This is a genomic window from Chondromyces apiculatus DSM 436 (genome assembly GCF_000601485.1).
Taxonomy (GTDB): domain Bacteria; phylum Myxococcota_A; class Polyangia; order Polyangiales; family Polyangiaceae; genus Chondromyces; species Chondromyces apiculatus.
This window is the reverse complement of sequence record NZ_ASRX01000127.1, coordinates 1-16,395: the sequence shown is the minus strand read 5'-3', so window position 1 is coordinate 16,395 and position 16,395 is coordinate 1. Positions and strand designations below refer to the sequence as shown.

Below are 16,395 nucleotides of genomic sequence, written 5' to 3'. Positions count from 1 at the left end.
CGGCGCGGGCGGCGCGGGCGGCGCGCGGCTGGCAGGGGTGGGGGCGAAGGGCGAGGCGCTGCTCGCGCAGCTTCTGGGGTCGGCGGCGCCGGAGGTGCGGGCGATCGCGGCGATCGGGCTGGGGCTCACCGGCGACCGGAGGCACGCGCCAGCGCTCGCGGCGCTCGCGCGCTCTCCCGAGGCAGGTCCCGTGGCCCGGGCGGCGGCGGTGCACGCGCTCGGGGAGCTGGGAGGGCGGTTTTCCGGAGGCGCGGGCGGAGGCGCAGGCGGAGAGGCGCTCGGGGTGGATCAGGCAATGCTGCTGGCGCTCGCCGAGAGCAGCGACAGCCAGCTCCGGCAGGCAGCGCTGCTGACGCTGGCGCGGCTGTCGTCGGGGAGCGGCGGCGCGGGTGCAGCCGGCGGTGGAGAGCTGCCCACGGGAGCCGCGGAGGCCATCGCGGCCGGCGCGTTCTCCGCGGATCCGGAGAGCCGGAGCGCGGCGGTGGCTGCGGCCGTGGCGCTCACGCGCAAGGTCTTCCCGCGCGCCCAGGAGCCGCTCGCGGTGCCCGACGGGATGCTGACGCTCCGGGAGGTGCTCGCCGGGCTCGCGCCGGATCCGGCGCCGGCCGCAGACCGGGCTGCGGCGCTCGTGGCGCTCGCGCCAGCGCTGCGGAAGGCCGCCGTGGCCGCGGTGTCGACCTCGCCGGAGCGGGCGCGGCTCGTGGCGGATGCGTTGCTGTCAAGCGCGTCGGGCGCGTCGGGCGCGTCGGGCGCGTCAGGAAGAGGTGGGCGGCAGGGGCTCGCGCCGTTCCTGGAGGGAGACGAGCAGCTCCCGGAGAGCGAGAAGCGGGAGGTGGAGGCCGCAGCCGAGTCGATCGCGGCCGCGGTGGTGATGCCGTTCGTGTCGCTGGTGCGGCACCCCGCGGTGGAGGTGCGCACGCGCGCGGTGGAGGTGCTCGCGGCGCGGGCCGAGCCGCAGGCGCAGGCGGCGGTGATCGATGCGCTCGGCGATCGGGACGAGGGCGTGCGGCGCGCGGCGCTCTCGGCGCTCGGGGCGGTGCGGGACAAGACGACCGTGGGGGCGGTGGCGGCGCTCGTGAAGTCGTCGCCGAGCTGGCCGCTGCGGGTGCGCGCCGCCGAGGCCCTGGGGCGGCTCGGAGGGGCCGGCGGAGACAAGGCGGTGCTGGAGACACTGACGACCGCCGCGCGGAGCGATGGCTACGCGCTGGTGCGCGAGGCTGCCGCGCGCGCGCTCGCAGGCGCAGACCAGGCCGCCGCGGCGCCGGTGCTGCGGGAGCTGGCGCAGCGCGATCCGGAGCCGAGCGTGCGCAAGGCCGCGGGTGAGCTGCTCAAGGGCACCCCGTGACGCTGCAGCGGGCGCTCTCGCTGCTGGTGCCGGCGCTGCTCTGCGGGGCGGCGTCGGGCTGCGACGATCTCGACCGGTTCTCGACGGAGCCCGGGGAGGCGTACTGCGGCGCGGTGACCCTGGGCGGGTCGTTCCGGACCGGGATCTCGCCGCGGGTGCAGATGCGGCTCGAGATCGACGCCGGCGCGATCGACGGCCCCGAGCCGCCAGGGACGCTGACGACCTACGAGGCGGCGACCGAGGACCAGGCAGAGCGGCGGCTCCTGGCGGGCGCCGCGCTGAGGCCCATCGCGCCGCTCGCGCACGACGCGCTGTCACGGCTGGAGTTCGGCGAGGGGCGCGAGCGAAACGCGATCTTCGCGGTGAGCCCGGCCGATCCGGCAGAGGAGGCGCTGCTCTCGGTGGTGTCGTTCCAGAGCGACGGGGCGATCGAGGTGCGGCTCCTGCGCCCAGGAGCGCTCGTCGCGGAGGACGGGACGGAGCCGGGGTCAGGGCGGCGGCAAATGTTCGGGATCTTCCGGCTGGCGAAGCGCAAGGAAGGCTGCGGGTTCTGACTGCGTACCGAGGATCGCAGGCGCAGCGATGATGTTTGCGCACGACGCGACGTGTCAGGCGCGGCGAAGGTCAGCGGGCCGTCAGGGAGGCGTCGAGAGCGTGCCAGGAGGCCTGGAAGGGCGATGATCGGTGCAGGCGGCATGCTATGCATCGCGCCCTTTCATCCACGAGGTGCCCGCTGCAAACGTCGCAGGTCAGGGCGCGGAGGTCTTCGTGCACTCAGCAGTCATCGCCGCCACTGGGCTGTTCACGCCGCCCGAGTCCGTGTCCAACGCGGAGCTGGTCGCGTCCTTCAACGCGCACGTGGCGCAGTTCAACAGGGCTCACGCGCAGGAGATCGCCGCCGGGAAGGTGACGGCGCTGGAGCCCTCGTCGGTCGAGTTCGTCGAGAAGGCGTCCGGCATCAAGTCCCGCTACGTGATGAACAAGGGGGGCATCCTGAACCCCGAGATCATGCGGCCGATCCTCCCGGAGCGGCCCGACGAGGCGCTCTCGGTGATGGCCGAGATGGCGGTCGCGGCGGCGCGGGACGCGATCGCGCGCTGGGGGAAGCCGGCGTCGGAGATCGACGCCGTGCTGTGCGCCGCGTCCAACATGCAGCGCGCCTACCCGGCCATGGCCATCGAGGTGCAGAACGCGCTCGGAATCGGGGGCTTCGCGTTCGACATGAACGTGGCCTGCTCCTCGGCGACGTTCGGGATCAAGACGGCCGCGGACTTCATCGCCGCGGGCTCGGCGCGGGCGGTGCTGGTGGTGAACCCGGAGATCTGCTCGGCGCACCTGAACTTCCGCGACCGGAACAGCCACTTCATCTTCGGCGACGTGGCCACGGCAGTGGTCGTGGAGCGGGCCGAGGGGACCACCGGCGGCTGGGAGATCCTGGGGACGCGGCTCAAGACCTCGTTCTCGAACAACATCCGCAACAACTTCGGCTTCCTGAACAACGCGGCGCCCGAGGGGATCGGCAAGCCCGACAAGCTGTTCGTGCAGCAGGGCCGCAAGGTGTTCAAGGACGTGGTGCCGATGGTGTCGGACATGATCCTGGCCCACGCCGCGGACCTCGGGATCACGCTGCCCTCCCTGAAGCGGCTGTGGCTGCACCAGGCGAACCTGAGCATGAACGATCTCATCGGGCGCCGGGTGGCAGGGCGCGATCTCACGCCCGAGGAGAACGTGATCATCCTCGACGAGTACGCGAACACCAGCTCCGCCGGCTCGATCATCGCGTTCCACAAGCACAGCGAGGATCTCGCGGTCGGCGAGACGGGCCTCATCTGCTCGTTCGGCGCGGGGTACTCGGCCGGGACGGTGTTCGTGCGCAAGCGGGCCTGAGGGATACGTTTCACGAGCGGGCGTGAAGCAGTGCACGTAAGTCGACGCGCTTGAGACGGCGCGCTTGAGACGGAGAGCACGATTCCTCGGACCGAGACGGAGGGGGCGGGAGCCTGCGCGAGGCGAGGTGGAGGGGGACGGCCGTCCTGCAGGGGCGTGGTAAGGTCGGCGGGGTGCGTCCTGGTGAGGGCCTTGCGCGATGAAGATCGACAGCCTGGTGAGAGCCATCGAGGCGGCTGATTTCAGCGTTTTCCGGGATATCGCGCTGCTCTGCCTGGCCAAGCGGGGCTACGAACCGAGCCTCACCGATGGCCCACACGACGGCGGCGCGGACTTCCGGGTGTACGTCTCGCCGCAGTCAGCGGCGAGGTTCGCCGTCCAGATCTCCGTGGCCGGGGACTGGAGAAAGAAGCTGCTCGAAGTCGCGGAAAAAGCCCACAAGCTGCTGAACGTCGACACGTTCATGTTCATCAGCTCTCGCCGCGTGCCCGAGGCCGAACTCGACGAGGTAGCCGATGATCTCCGGAGCAGGCTCGGCGTGAAGGTCGACCGCATGGATGCCCAATCCATCGCCAGCCTGGCCGAACGAAGAGCTTTCTCGAACGAGATCCTCCGGAAGCTCGGCATCGATGTCCCGCCCCCGGCCCCGAAGCCTTTCCAGCGCACCGATCTCCGGCAGAACGTGACCTATGCGTGCGCGTTCTTCGGCACCGATGCGCAGGAGTTCCGGAGGACGGTCGTCGAGAACGCCATCCTCGCGGCGGTGTTCCAGGAGGGGGGCACGGCCGAGCGGGATCGAGTCGTGGAGCGCACGGCGCTGAGTCTTGGCCTCGCCTCGACCCAGCGGGCGCAGCTCACGTCGGCCATCGACAAGATGCGGCAGGAGGGGCGGCTCACCGGCAAGAACGGCACGGTCGGCCTCGACGCCGCCGCGATGGATACCTGGTCGAGCGTGCACGCGCTCCAGGAGCGTGAGCGCGCGGCCCTGACAGAGCAGATGATCGCGCTGCTCGCGCCCCACGTGAAGGACATCGCGAAGCGGACCGACGCGGTGGCCGCGCTGATCGACGACCTGGGGGCGCTCTCGCTGAAGGCGGGGCGCTCGACCAGCGCCGCACTCGACATGGACGAGGCCCCCCAGGTCGCCCAGGAGCCGCTCCGGCAGCACCTGCGGCACCTGGCCGCGACGTTGGACACCCTGGGCGTCATCGACAAGGCCACCCGGGGGGAGGTCCTGAGCGGCCTCGCCAGCCTGGCCACGTCGTCGTCGTTCGGGCGCGCGCTCGGCGCGGGCGAGGTGTTCATCAACCTCACCAGCATGAAGACGCCCCACCTCTTCCACGCCCTCGGCGAGGGGAGGTCGCTGGAGGTGCTGCTCGACACGCCGGTGGCGATGCCGCTGCTCTGCAGCCTGCTCTACGAGCCGACCCGACAGGGGCTCTTCGTGGCCGCGCAGCACGTCTACGATCAGCTCGTGGGGCACGAGATCCCCATGGTGCTGCCGCGCGATTACCTGGAGGAGATCGCGAGCCACCTGCTCGACGCGCTGAGCTACGAGGCGATCATCGATCTCGATCCGGACCTGCGCCACTCGCAGAACGCCTTCGTCGCGCACTACGTGGCGCTGCGCGCGGCGGTGCCGGAGGCGATGGGGTCCTTCGCGACGTACCTGGAAGGCTTCGGCGCGGCAGCCACGACGGCGCGGGGGCCGTACGCGCGCGAGATGCTGATGGGCAAGCTCCAGGGCTCCTTCAGGCTGTACAACATCGAGGTCAGGGTGCTCTCCGCGGGCAAGGACGCCGCGCGGAGGGCCGAGGAGGGGCTCGCGTACGCGATGCGCGAGCGCAACGATCTCCAGCGGTCGGAGATCGTGCTGCGGCACGACGCGACGACCCTCGGCTGGCTCATCGAGCGCGCGGCGTCGTCCCGGGTGGCCCACGTGCTCTGCACCTGGGACAGGCTGCACCCGCTCGCGCGGAGCCAGGAGAAGGGCAACTGGGACGTGCTCGATCCGGCCACGCTCGGGGACGTGCTCTCGCTGGCGGCGCCGGGGAGCGAGGACGTGACCCTCGCCTCGCCCGTGGTGGTGGCGCGGTCCCTGACGGCCGAGGTCGAGACGCGAGGAGCCGCGGTGTGGGACGCGCTGGTGGCGATCGAGAAGGACGGGCTGCACGACGCCCGGCTGCAGACGGCAGCGCGCGACTTCAAGCAGGACTGGATGGCGAAGGCCGAGAAAGGCACGCGGGTGCGCAGCCTGCAGGAGTCCTGGGAGGCCTGGAAGGTGAACCACGTGGTGGAGCCGCAGAACGAGGCTGCCGCGAAGAAGGCGAAGGAGGCGAAGCGCGCGGCACGCGCGGCGCGGAAGGTGGGCGAGAGGGCGGCGAAAGGCTGAACCGCAGCGCGGGTCGGGGGGAGTTGAGGTAGACAGGGGCGATGCGGGTGCTGGGCATCGAGACGTCCTGCGACGAGACCGCGGCGGCGGTGGTGACGGAGGCGGGGGACGTGCTCTCCGACGTGGTGCGGAGCCAGGTGGCGCTACACGCGCCGTACGGGGGGGTGGTGCCCGAGGTGGCCGCGAGAGATCATGCGCGCGCCATCGTGCCAGTGATCGAGGAGGCGCTGCGGAAGGCAGGGCTGACGGCGCAGGATCTGGACGGGGTGGCGGTGACCGTGCGGCCAGGGCTCCTGGGAGCGCTGCTGGTGGGGCTGTCGACGGCCAAGGGGCTGGCGTGGGCGGCGGGGAAGCCGCTGGTGGGGGTGGATCACCTGGTGGGGCACCTGATGGCGGTGTTCCTGCGGCGCGAGGGGGTGGAGGCGCGGGCGCCGGAGTTTCCTTTCGTGGCGCTGCTGGTGTCGGGAGGGCACACGGCGCTGTACCGGGTGGATGGACCCGCGCTCGGGCAGATCCGGGAGCTCGGGGCGACGCGGGACGACGCGGCAGGGGAGGCGTTCGACAAGGTGGCGAAGCTGCTCGGGCTGGGATACCCGGGCGGGCCGGTGGTGGACAGGCTGGCGGCGCTGGGGGATGCGTCACGGGCCGCGGAGGCGCTGCCGAAGCCGATGGCGCGGAGGGACTCGCTGGAGTTCAGCTTCTCGGGGATCAAGACGGCCGTGGCGCGGCACGTGGCGCAGCGGGCGGCGCAGCAAGGAGGCCCGCTGGAGGGGCAGGCGCTCCACGATCTCTGCGCGGCGTTCCAGGGAGCGGTGGTGGACACGCTGGTGCGCAAGACGGTGCGGGCGGCGCGGCAGGAGGGGGTGACGCGGGTGGTGCTGGGCGGCGGGGTGGCGGCGAACCGGGGACTGCGGGCGAGGATGACGGAGGAGTGTGGACGTCGGGGGATCGAGGTGTTCATCCCGCCCTTCGCGAGCTGCACCGACAACGCGGCGATGATCGCGTACGCGGGGGCGCTGCGGCTGGCCGCCGGGGAGCGGGATGACCTGGATCTGGCGCCCGCGACAAGAACTTCGTTGCCACGGGTGACGCGCAAAGGAGGGGGAGCGCGCTAAGGTGCACTGAAGCATGCGCGCCTGCATCGCGATCCATCTGCTCGGAGCCGCGCTGCTGCTCGCCACGCCGGGGCGGGCGCAGCAACCAGCGCAGCCAGCGGCACAGCAGGCGGCGCAGCCAGCGGCGCAGCAGGCGACCCCTCGACCTGCTGCAGGCACGCCTCCCAAGGGGGCTGCCCAGGGCGCGGAGGCGGGGAAATCGGACGAGAAGGCGGCGGAGACGAAGCGGGTGCCAGGGGCGACGCAGCACCTGCGCAAGGGGCCGCAGGCGAAGGGGACGACGCCCTCGAAGAAGGGGCCTCCGCCGACGGGGGTGGAGCGGGCGGCGGTCCACCGGAGCGATGGGGGGCGCGTCGTGGCAGGGTCGCTGCTCGCGCTGCCGAGGGCGGTGATCGACCTGATCTTCATCACGGGGGGGATGGCGGCAGGGCTGGTGCAGGACGAGCAGGTGGTGCCCCGGGTGATCAACGTGATGAACCCGGAGGTGGGCGTCGGCGTGTTTCCGACGGCGTTCGCGGAGACGGGGCGGGGGCGGTTCAGCGTCGGGGCGCGGATGGTGGGGAACCTCGGCAACCTGGCCACGGGCATCCGGGCAGGGTTCGGGGGGCTCGACGAGGTGGTGGTGGAGAGCAGGATCCGGCTGGGGCTGGCGCGGCCGCGGCCGGCGGTGTTCACCATCGAGGCGCTCGCGGATCGGCGCACCGATCTGGAGTACTACGGGGTGGGTCAGGTGCCCTCGGAGGACCCCCGCAACCAGTTCCTGGAGGACGCGCAGACGCGGGAGGCGCTGTACCGGGAGCGGCGGCTCCGGTTCATCGCAGCGGCAGGCTTCCGCCCTTTCCAGGACGTGGAGGGGTTCTTCTCGGCCAGCATCACCCGCCGGCAGAGCGACGATCCGCGGGACGCGGCGGCGTCGGCGCTGAGCCGGGTGTTCGTGCCCGGGAGCGTGCCGGGGGCGGCCGGGGAGACCCGGTTCGTGTACGTGGAGACGGCGCTGAGGATCGACACGCGCGCCTCGCGGGTGAGGCCGGCGCCAGGCGTGATGGCCGAGGTCTACGGGGGGGCGTCCGTGGGCGACGAGCGGCGCGGGCCGACGATCTGGCTGGCGCGCGTGGGGGGCAGGGCGGTGGGGTCGATCCCGCTGGTGCGGCCGACGACGACGCTCTCGCCGAAGCTCGTGGTGGACGGGGTGAGCTCGATCGAGGGGGATCTGCCGTTCAGCGAGCTGTCGCGGCAGCCGGATTTCCGGGGGTTCGACACGCGCCGCGACCGGGTGTCGGTGGTGGCGTCGCTCGACCACCGGTGGCTGCTGGCGCGGTACACGGCGGCGCGCATCTTCATCGACGCGGCGACGGTGGGGCCGAACCCGGGGGAGATCGACTTCGCACACCCGCGCGTGGCGGCAGGGGTGGGGTTCGATCTGAACAGCGCCACGAACGAGGTGGGGCGCACCTCGATCGCCTTCAGCCCCGAGGGGGTGCGGGTGCTCCTCAACCTGGGCGTGTCCCAGCTCTTCGGCGATCGCCAGCACAGGGATTGAGATGATGCGCGTGGCAACCCTTCTCGTCCCGTTCTTGCTCGGCGCGTGCAGCTACGTGCCTCCCCGCTTCGTCGACAGGCCGCCGGTGCTGGACGCGGGCGACGAGGTGCCCATCCGGGTGCCGCGGGTGACGGGGCTGCTCTCGGCGGACACCATCACCAACCTGCACGTGCGGCACGTGCTCATCGACGGGCTGGAGTTCAAGCGCAAGCCCGAGGCCGGAGACATCAACGCCTTCGACGAGGTGCCGTCGTCGAGCTGGTTCCGGCCGAAGGGCGATCTGCCGCCGCCCGATCCGCCGCCCGTGCCGCCGCTCACGCTGCTGCAGCCCGATCAGGCGGGGACGTCGTGGCCCCCGTACACGCCGGGGAGCTACGCGGGGCAGACAGGGTTTTCCAGGCGGATGACGTCGATGGAGGGGACGGTGGTGGCGGCGCTCGACGCGAACGGGGTCCGCTACGTGCTGCGGCGCGATCCGCGCGAGCACCCGGGGCTGCGCACGAGCGCGGAGGCGACGGCGGCGCACCTGGTGCGGGCGCTCGGGTACTTCAGCCCCTCGGTGACGCTCATGGATCTGCGGGCCGTGGATTTCCGGAACGTGACGTCCACGCCTCCCACGACGCCCACGCCTCCCCTGCTCGCGCCGCAGGTGGGCGCCTCGCGGCCCGATCTGGTGCGCGGGTTCCTGGAACCGGGGCCGCCCCCGCGCGAAGGGCGCTACCGGCTCAGCGCGACGCGGTGGCCGCCGTCGCCAGGGGTGGACCTCGGCGCGACGGTGGCCATCGAGGTGCGCTCCGACGATCCGAACGACAGGGTGCCGCACCGCGATCGGCGCACGCTGCGCGCGCTGGGGATGCTGGCGGGCTGGCTGCGGATGCGCGAGCTCGACCCGGAGCACCTGAGGGACGTGTACGTGGGCGAGCCCGGCAAGGGATACGTGCAGCACCACCTGGTGGCGCTGAACGGCGCGTTCGGGGCCGATCTGGTGGGGGCGCGCGAGGAGGACGCCGGGATCCTGCAGCGCTTCTTCACGCTGGGGCTGATGCCAGAGGCGCCACCGGTCAGGTTCCAGACGCGCTTCCCGGCCATCGGTCAGATCGATCCGCTGGTGACGAAGCGAGACATCGATCCCTCGCCGGCATTCGCGCCCATCGATCGGGCCTCGCGGGGAGACGAGTACTGGCTCGCCAGGCGCATCGCCGCCCTCCCCCCCGCGGTGGTGGTGGAGGCGGTGGCGAGGGGCCAGCTCGGCGATCCGGTGGCCGAGGCGTGGCTGGTGGGCATCCTGGAGAAGCGGCGCAAGCAGCTCGCGGCATACGCCTACGGGAGGGTGACGCCCTGCGACGTGGACCACGTGGAGCACGAGAACCTCCTGCTGCGCGATCTGGGCATCCAGCAGGGGCTCTGGTCGGCCGGGGCGACGCGCTACCACGTGGAGCTGCTCAACGACCAAGGCAACGACTCCGGGCCCGAGCGCACGCTGAAGCCGGCCGGGTCGAAGGGGGAGGTCAAGGTGCCGCTGCCGCGGCCCGTGGTCGGCGCTTACCTGGTGGTCCGGCTCCGGGTGGAGCGAACCGAGGGGCTGCCCGCAGAACGGGAGCCGATGGAGGTGCATCTCATCGGCCAGCCGGCAGCGTCCGTCTTCGGTGCCACGGGGGGCGAGAAGGCTCCGCCGCAAGGAAAGGCTCCGCAGCGAGGCGCGGGGGCCGCGCGGGGAGGCCGGTCAGCCGCTGTGGCGAGCTGGGTCGTGCGCGGGATCCGGCACTGATCCCGGGGCTTGTTCCTCCATCCGGGGACTTGTTCCGATGGCGAGGCCGTGGTCTTCTTGAGGCCACTGCAAGGCCGGTCTGGTCTGGCCACCCCGCCCTGGGTTTACGCGGCAATCACCCTCGGGCGGGGGCGCGAGGAGTGATCATATGCTCATTGTTCTCGTCATCCTGTTCGCACTGCTGGCCCTCGGCGCCGGCGCCGCCGCCGTGGCGCTGTTCCTGCAAACCAACCGGTTGAAGCAGCAGCACCAGGACGCGAACAAGCACATTCAGGCCCTGCAACAGGCCCAGGTGCAGGCCGAAACGATGCGCTCGCAGAACTCCCAGCTCGGCCAGATGGTGGACGAGGCGCGGGAGGAAGACCGCAAGAAGGTGGAGTGGCTCGACCACCAGCAGCAGGAGATCGACTGGCTGCGCGCGGAGCTGGAGAAGCGGCCGAAGATCACCCAGAAGCGCTACAAGATCCTGACCGTCGGGGTGAAGTGGACGGGGAAGACCTCGCTCACGCTGAAGTGGTCGAACCCCCTCGTCGATCTCGGGGCGCTGCAAGGCACCAAGATCGAGCGCTACGAGCGCACCGTCAGCCACGTGACGACGAAGGAGGTCGTCACCGAGCACGTGTTCGAGATCGGCGACTGGGGCGGCGAGCACATCGTCGACGCGCAGCAGGAGCTGATCATGGACGAGATCCACGGTCTGCTCATGGTCGTGGACCTGGCCGGCAAGGACGGGCAGCAGGTGGATCAGCAGCGGGTGCAGGACCAGCTCCGCGAGTTCCAGCCGCAGTCGCTGAAGTACTTCTTCGGCCCGAAGACGCTCGCCTCGTGCAAGGCGGTGGTGCTGTTCATCAACAAGTCGGACGTGCTCGCCGGGACTCCCCAGCAGGTGGAGGCCGAGGCGAAGCGGTACTACAAGCAGCTCATCGACGCGCTGGAGCTGTACAAGAACCAGATCGACATCCGGGTGCTGGTGGGCTCCGCGACGTACGGCCACAGCACGCACTTCCTGTTCTCGCACTTCGTCGAGCGGATCCTGCCGAAGAACGCCTACGACACCCAGCTCCTGCAGCGGATGAAGTCCGACCTGCCGCACTCGGCGCAGGGGATGCCGCACGCGCTGCCGGCGAACCACGGCATGCACCCCCACAACCAGGTGCCGCCGCCGCCGCACGGTGCGACGACGCGCCTGCCGCAGGCCGGGGTCCCCCAGGCGAACCCGAGGCCCTATGGGCGATAGCGAGGCCCCCGTGGGATACCAGATCCCGCGGTATCGGGCGCCCGATGACGTGACGTGGCACCACGTCCTGCACGGCAACATCCCGAACCACCAGATCGACTTCATGTACGCGCCGGAGGTGCCGCAAGGCGTGCTCACGCCGACGCACTTCAGCCACATGACGCGGCTGATGAAGTACATCGAGCCGCAGACGCACGCTTCGCACGCCTTCGCGATCGGCAACCTGTCGCGCGACGATACGCAGCACGAGCCCGGTCACGGGGCACTCGGGATCATCTTCGGGATGCGCATCGGCGGCGCGACCGACCACGCGGGGCGGCAGAACCCTCCCTTCGCGCACGGGATCCTCACCGTGGACCGGGAGCTGGTCTACGCGACGCTGCTGGAGGCCTCGGCGACGTTCTACCGGCACGTGATGTACGCGGGAGAGGCGCAGTCGACGACCAGCGATTTCTACAAGTCGTACGTGCGCACCATGGTGGAAGCCCCCGAGGAGGTGAACCAGGTGCTGGCGCGCTACGTGTCGGACTTCAACGATCTGCCGCGGCTGCGCAAGAGCCCTCTGAACTTCGACTGGGAGGCCGACGAGGAGGCGCCGACCCGGCGGGTGATGATCGTGCACCCGCACGGGGAGTCCTTCGGGACCATCGCGCACGCGGCGGCAAAGATCGCGTCGTTCCTGTACCGCTCGAACATCAAGTGGACGGCAATCTCGACGGGCCGCGAGGCCGACATCCCGGGCGGGGTGTCGGTGCGGTTCGTGTCAGAGCGCGATGTGTCCGCCGACGAGCGGCGCAACCAGCAGCTCCACGTGCTGGAGGAGCTGCCCGAGGACGAGGGAGAGATCGGCAAGCAGCTCTTCGGGGCACACGGGCGCGGCGAGGAGAAGGGAAACCGGAAGTACGTGGGGTGGCGCGAGAAGTTCGCGTCACAGGCGGTGCCGGAGGAGGCGCCTCCGGGGCCGAGCGCAGCAGGGGCGTTCCGGCGCGCGCAGATGGGGAGCCTGCCCGATGGGGAGGGGCGGCACGAGGGAAGACCCGAGGGGCGGCACGAGGGGCGAGAGAGCCGTGAAGGGCGGGGAGAGAGCCGCGAGGGGCGGGGGGAGCCGCGGCCGTCGTCGAAGTACGCGGAGAAGTACACGGAAGCGGGGACGGAGATTCTGGCGCGCGCGCCCGTGGCAGAGCTGATGGAGCGCGGGGCGGGCGGAGGCGGGAAGGACTTCTCGGTCACCGGCTCGGGCAACGCGAGGAAGGCGGCCGGAGAGGGGCCGAAGGGGCGGCCGGTGAACGGGCACGCGCTGGGGGGCGCAAGCGGCGGGAACGGGAAGGCCGAGGCGGGAGCTGCCGTGAAGGCGGTGGCGACGGCGGGCGGGGCGCAGGCGCCGGAATGGCGCGATGTGGGGGGCGCGAAGAAGGGGGCGGCCGCGGGAAGCGCGGCAGGGCTTGGAGGGGGCGAGGACGACATCGAGATCACCGTGGAGCCGCCGGCAGGCTCCTCGAAGAAGTGGGTGTGGGCGGTGATCGGGCTGGTGGCGGTGGGCGCTGGGGCGGCCGTGGCGCTGGGGGTGCCCGGGAAGTTGGGGATCGAAGGGCTTGAGTTCGGGCTCGGGGCAGCGACCGGGGGGGAGACGCCGACGCCGGGAGGGCAGGCGACGCAGCCGGTGGGGACCGGAGTGGCGCCGACGCCGACGGACGCACCGACGGTGACGGCGCCGGAGCCGTCCAACGCGCCCAAGGAGGCAGGCGCTGGAGCGGGAACTACGCCTGAAGAGGCGTCGTCTGTCACGCAACCGGCGAAGACACCACCGGCTGCAACAGCATCAGCGGGTGCGAAGGCCGGAAAAACGCCCAAAAAAGGGAACTCGGTGGCGTCAGCCTCGAGCACATCGAAACAGACGACAGCTGGAGCGACTGACGCGAAACAGCCGACGAGCATCTTCGATCAGGGGCTCGATCAATCCCTCAGCAAGCCTGACCAGAAGCCCAAGAAGTAAGTCATCGATCGCTCTGCGCGCCCATCATGAGTATCCCGTCCTCTTCCAGCGGCTACACCCGCGCTGACCTCGACGCGGCGTTGCCGCGCTTCAGCGGCTTTCGCATGCTCGGCCGTGGCGGGGAGGGCGCGGTCTTCGTCGCCTACGACTGGACGCGCAAGGAGGACGTGGCGCTGAAGCTGATGCGCGCCGGGGATGACCCGGTCCTCTGGGAGCGCTTCGAGCGCGAGTACTCGATCCTCGCGTCGTCACGCGCGGCGAACCTGGTGCAGGTGTTCGCGTCGGGACACGGACAGGTGCGGCTACAGGACGGGTCGGTGCAGCATCACTTCTGGTACACGATGGAGATCTGCGAGACGACGCTCCGGAAGGTGTACCGGGGGATGGATCTGGAGCAGCGCATCGATCTGATGCGGCAGATGCTCAACGGGCTCGCGTACCTGCATGCGAAGAACGTCGCGCACCGTGACATCAAGCCGGCCAACCTGTTCCTGGTGAAGGGCAATCAGCTCAAGATCGGCGACTTCGGGCTGGCGACGGTGACGAAGGTGCCGACGTCGACGGGCGGGATGGTGTCGGGGAGTCCGCCCTACCTGGCGCCGGAGCGGTGGCTGGGGGATCAGGAGGACGACTGGAGGCCGAGCGATCAGTACGCGGCGGGGGTGACGGCGTTCGAGCTGCTGAGCTGCGGGGCGCCGCCGCTCGATTTCAACGGGGGGACGATGCAGGCGCACCTCTCGGGCGCGGTGAACCGGCTGGTGATCCCCGAGCTGCCGCGGCAGGGGCTGTTCTCGGTGAACGCGGTGCTGCAGCGGATGCTGGCGAAGCGGCCCGAGGACCGGTATCCGGACCTGGCGGAGTGCAAGAGAGAGCTGGACGCAGCGCTGGCGCAGGACGCAGTGACGGGGCTGGTGCGGCGGTAGGCGGGCGCGAGCGCGGGGCGCGCGTGACGCGGGCAGGGTGAGGGCGGGCCCCGGTCAGTAGCGGAAGGACTGGCTCACCGAGGGAAGGGCGCCCGAGAAGGGGGCCACCTTGGCGAGGCGGAAGGTCGAGGAGATGCAGGTGGCGATCTCCTGCGCACCCGCAGAGCCTGAGAGGTTCAAGGCCACGGAGAGGACGACGCCGCTGCGGTCGAAGGCGACAAGAGCGGTGCCGGTGCCGTGGGGAAGGTTGGTGCGGTTGCAGTTCGGCGCCTGCGCGGCGAGGGAGCGCAGGACGCTCTGAGCGGCGGCTTTGTCGAAGGGAGGGTCTGGAGCCTGCGCGGAGGCCGCTGAAGCTTTCGCGGAAGCCTCCATCTGGGGGAAGAGTTCGCGTTCCCCTGTGTCCTGCGGACGCAGCGGCACCTTGCGGACTCCGGAATCGGGCTTGCCAGCGTCCGTCATGGAAGACTCGGTGTCGGTTTCGACGACTTCGTGTGCAGGGGTGGTGTCCTCGGGGGATGCTGTCGAGGGTATCCTCGGGAGCGCGGTGTCATCCGGCGTTCCGAGAGGTGCGGCCGTGCGCTGCGCTGGAGGGGCGGCTGCGGTGGGCTTGTCGGCTTTCGGTGGTGACTGCGGCGGCGCGGGCTGGCGGCGTGTGAAGGCGAGGGAGATGGCCACGGCAACGACGAGCGTCAAGATGAGGGCAACGACGGCGACGAGGACGAGGGAGCGCGCGTGGCGCCGAGAAGCCGCCGTCGGCGTGGAGGCGGATCCAGGGGTGCGGGGCGCGGTGGGCGAGGGCTGAGAGGTGCGCGTCAATCTGGGGTTGCGCGGATCAGCGGGCTGGAGCGAGGCGGACGAGGGGCGAGGCTGGGACGCTGGTGAGGCTGGGGCGTGCGCTGGGTTCTGCGGATGCGCGGGAAGTGCTCCATGCTCAAGAGGCGCGTCGCTGACCCTGGCGGGGAGATGATCCGGCGGGAGTCCTGGGCGCAGGATGCTCGGAGGGGCTCCAGGGAAGGGCGTGACATGGGGCGGGGTCGCGCCCGAGGGACGCCGGGGCACAGAGGCCGGCGACTGGCTGAGGGGGGCACCCGCGAAGCCATGCGGAGGGGTCGGAGGTGCCGTGGGGTCCCGGGACGGCGGGGGGCCAGGCGCGGAGATGCCTCCCGAGGAGGGGTGGTCCGGGAGTGAGGGAGAGGGCGCGCGGGCGACGGAGGGGGGGACGGCGTCGAGGGAGGTGAAGGCGTCCAGTCGGGCAGCAAGCTCGGAGGCGGACGGGGGGCGCAGGGAGCGGTCGCGCTGCAAGCAGGCCTTCACGAGGGCGGCGAAGCCAGGGTCGATGCCGCGCACGAGCTGGGTGAGGTCGGGCGGGGTGCGGGTGAGGATGGCGGCGAGGATGTCGTGGTCGGGGCCCTGGAAGGGGCGGGCGCCAGCGAGCATCTCGAAGAGGACGACACCGAAGGACCAGAGGTCGGTGCGTGGGTCGAGGGGGTCGGAGCGGATCTGCTCAGGGCTCATGTACGCGATGGAGCCGAGGACGACGCCGGTGGCGGTCTTGTGGACCTGGTTGCCTGCGGCGTACTTGCTGATGCCGAAGTCGAGCAGCTTGACGGTGGGCTGCGCGGTCTGTTCCTCGGCGCAGAGGAAGACGTTGGAGGGCTTGAGGTCGCGGTGGATGACCTGGAGGCGGTGGGCCGCAGAGAGGCCGCGGGCGATGTCGCGGGCAATGCGGGCTGCGTCGGGGGCGTCGAGGCGGCGCTTGCGCTTGAGGAGGGCGGCGAGGGTCTCGCCATGGAGGAGCTCCATGACGAGGAAGGGGTCGCCGCGCTCGGTGAGCTCGGCGGTGTAGAGGGAGATGACGTTGGGGTGCTGGACCTTGCCGCAGATCTCGGCCTCCTGAAGGAGGCGGGCGCGGAGGTCGGGGTCGGGCTGGAGGAGGAGCTTGAGGGCGACCTCGCGGTTCATGCGTTCGTGGCGCGCGGCCCAGACAGAGCCCATGCCGCCCCGAGCAACGGGGTGGAGGAGGCGGTACTTGCCCGCCAGGAGGGCGCCGGGGATGAGGGAGGGGTCGTAGGGGCCGTGCATCAGGGAGGGCGCCGGGGGTGTGAGACCGGATGCGTGAGCGGTGCGTGACCGTTCGTGAGAAGCGAGAAAGAGAGCTCAGGGAGGTGGGGAGTCGTCATTCTGTCGGAGCGCGC

At 71.2% G+C, this 16,395-nt stretch carries 11 protein-coding genes; 10 read left to right on the top strand and 1 reads right to left on the bottom strand.

Translation table 11 applies throughout. The features are described 5' to 3' along the window. The 10 genes from CAP_RS42285 to CAP_RS42240 all read left to right on the top strand — a co-directional run. Positions 1-1,345, top strand: a 1,345-nt coding sequence (locus CAP_RS42285; RefSeq protein ID WP_156041654.1) for a HEAT repeat domain-containing protein, incomplete at its 5' end; no start/stop codon positions are given. After that, positions 1,342-1,899 (top strand): hypothetical protein, encoded by a 558-nt coding sequence (locus tag CAP_RS42280; protein WP_044252097.1) that lies wholly within the window; start codon positions 1,342-1,344, stop codon positions 1,897-1,899. The genes CAP_RS42285 and CAP_RS42280, both read left to right, overlap by 4 nt. Before the next feature lie 214 nt (positions 1,900-2,113). Beyond that, the gene (locus CAP_RS42275) at positions 2,114-3,232 is read left to right on the top strand and encodes a beta-ketoacyl-ACP synthase III (protein WP_044252109.1); all 1,119 of its coding nucleotides are present in this window, start codon (positions 2,114-2,116) and stop codon (positions 3,230-3,232) included. Positions 3,233-3,431: 199 nt separating this feature from the next. Further along, positions 3,432-5,624 carry a hypothetical protein gene (locus tag CAP_RS42270; protein WP_044252094.1) on the top strand — a complete coding sequence of 731 codons (2,193 nt, stop codon included), beginning with the start codon at positions 3,432-3,434 and terminating at the stop codon, positions 5,622-5,624. Positions 5,625-5,665: 41 nt separating this feature from the next. Next, a complete protein-coding gene (gene tsaD, locus CAP_RS42265; protein ID WP_044252091.1) occupies positions 5,666-6,739 on the top strand; it encodes a tRNA (adenosine(37)-N6)-threonylcarbamoyltransferase complex transferase subunit TsaD in 1,074 nt (357 codons plus the stop codon). 13 nt (positions 6,740-6,752) lie between these two features. Continuing rightward, a complete protein-coding gene (locus CAP_RS42260; RefSeq protein ID WP_044252089.1) occupies positions 6,753-8,279 on the top strand; it encodes a BamA/TamA family outer membrane protein in 1,527 nt (508 codons plus the stop codon). A 10-nt stretch (positions 8,280-8,289) separates the two neighbouring features. Continuing rightward, positions 8,290-10,047: a hypothetical protein gene (locus tag CAP_RS42255; protein ID WP_156041653.1), complete on the top strand. Its 1,758-nt coding sequence runs from the start codon at positions 8,290-8,292 to the stop codon at positions 10,045-10,047. Between the two features lie 148 nt (positions 10,048-10,195). Beyond that, positions 10,196-11,284 (top strand): hypothetical protein, encoded by a 1,089-nt coding sequence (locus tag CAP_RS42250; RefSeq protein WP_081865835.1) that lies wholly within the window; start codon positions 10,196-10,198, stop codon positions 11,282-11,284. Positions 11,285-11,294: 10 nt separating this feature from the next. Continuing rightward, positions 11,295-13,277 carry a hypothetical protein gene (locus CAP_RS42245; protein ID WP_197041588.1) on the top strand — a complete coding sequence of 661 codons (1,983 nt, stop codon included), beginning with the start codon at positions 11,295-11,297 and terminating at the stop codon, positions 13,275-13,277. A gap of 26 nt (positions 13,278-13,303) precedes the next feature. Continuing rightward, positions 13,304-14,200 carry a serine/threonine-protein kinase gene (locus CAP_RS42240; RefSeq protein ID WP_044252081.1) on the top strand — a complete coding sequence of 299 codons (897 nt, stop codon included), beginning with the start codon at positions 13,304-13,306 and terminating at the stop codon, positions 14,198-14,200. A 54-nt stretch (positions 14,201-14,254) separates the two neighbouring features. Here CAP_RS42240 and CAP_RS46830 read toward each other — a convergent pair whose 3' ends face one another. Continuing rightward, positions 14,255-16,282: a serine/threonine-protein kinase gene (locus tag CAP_RS46830; protein WP_052376896.1), complete on the bottom strand. Its 2,028-nt coding sequence runs from the start codon at positions 16,280-16,282 to the stop codon at positions 14,255-14,257. Between the last annotated feature and the right edge of the window lie 113 nt (positions 16,283-16,395).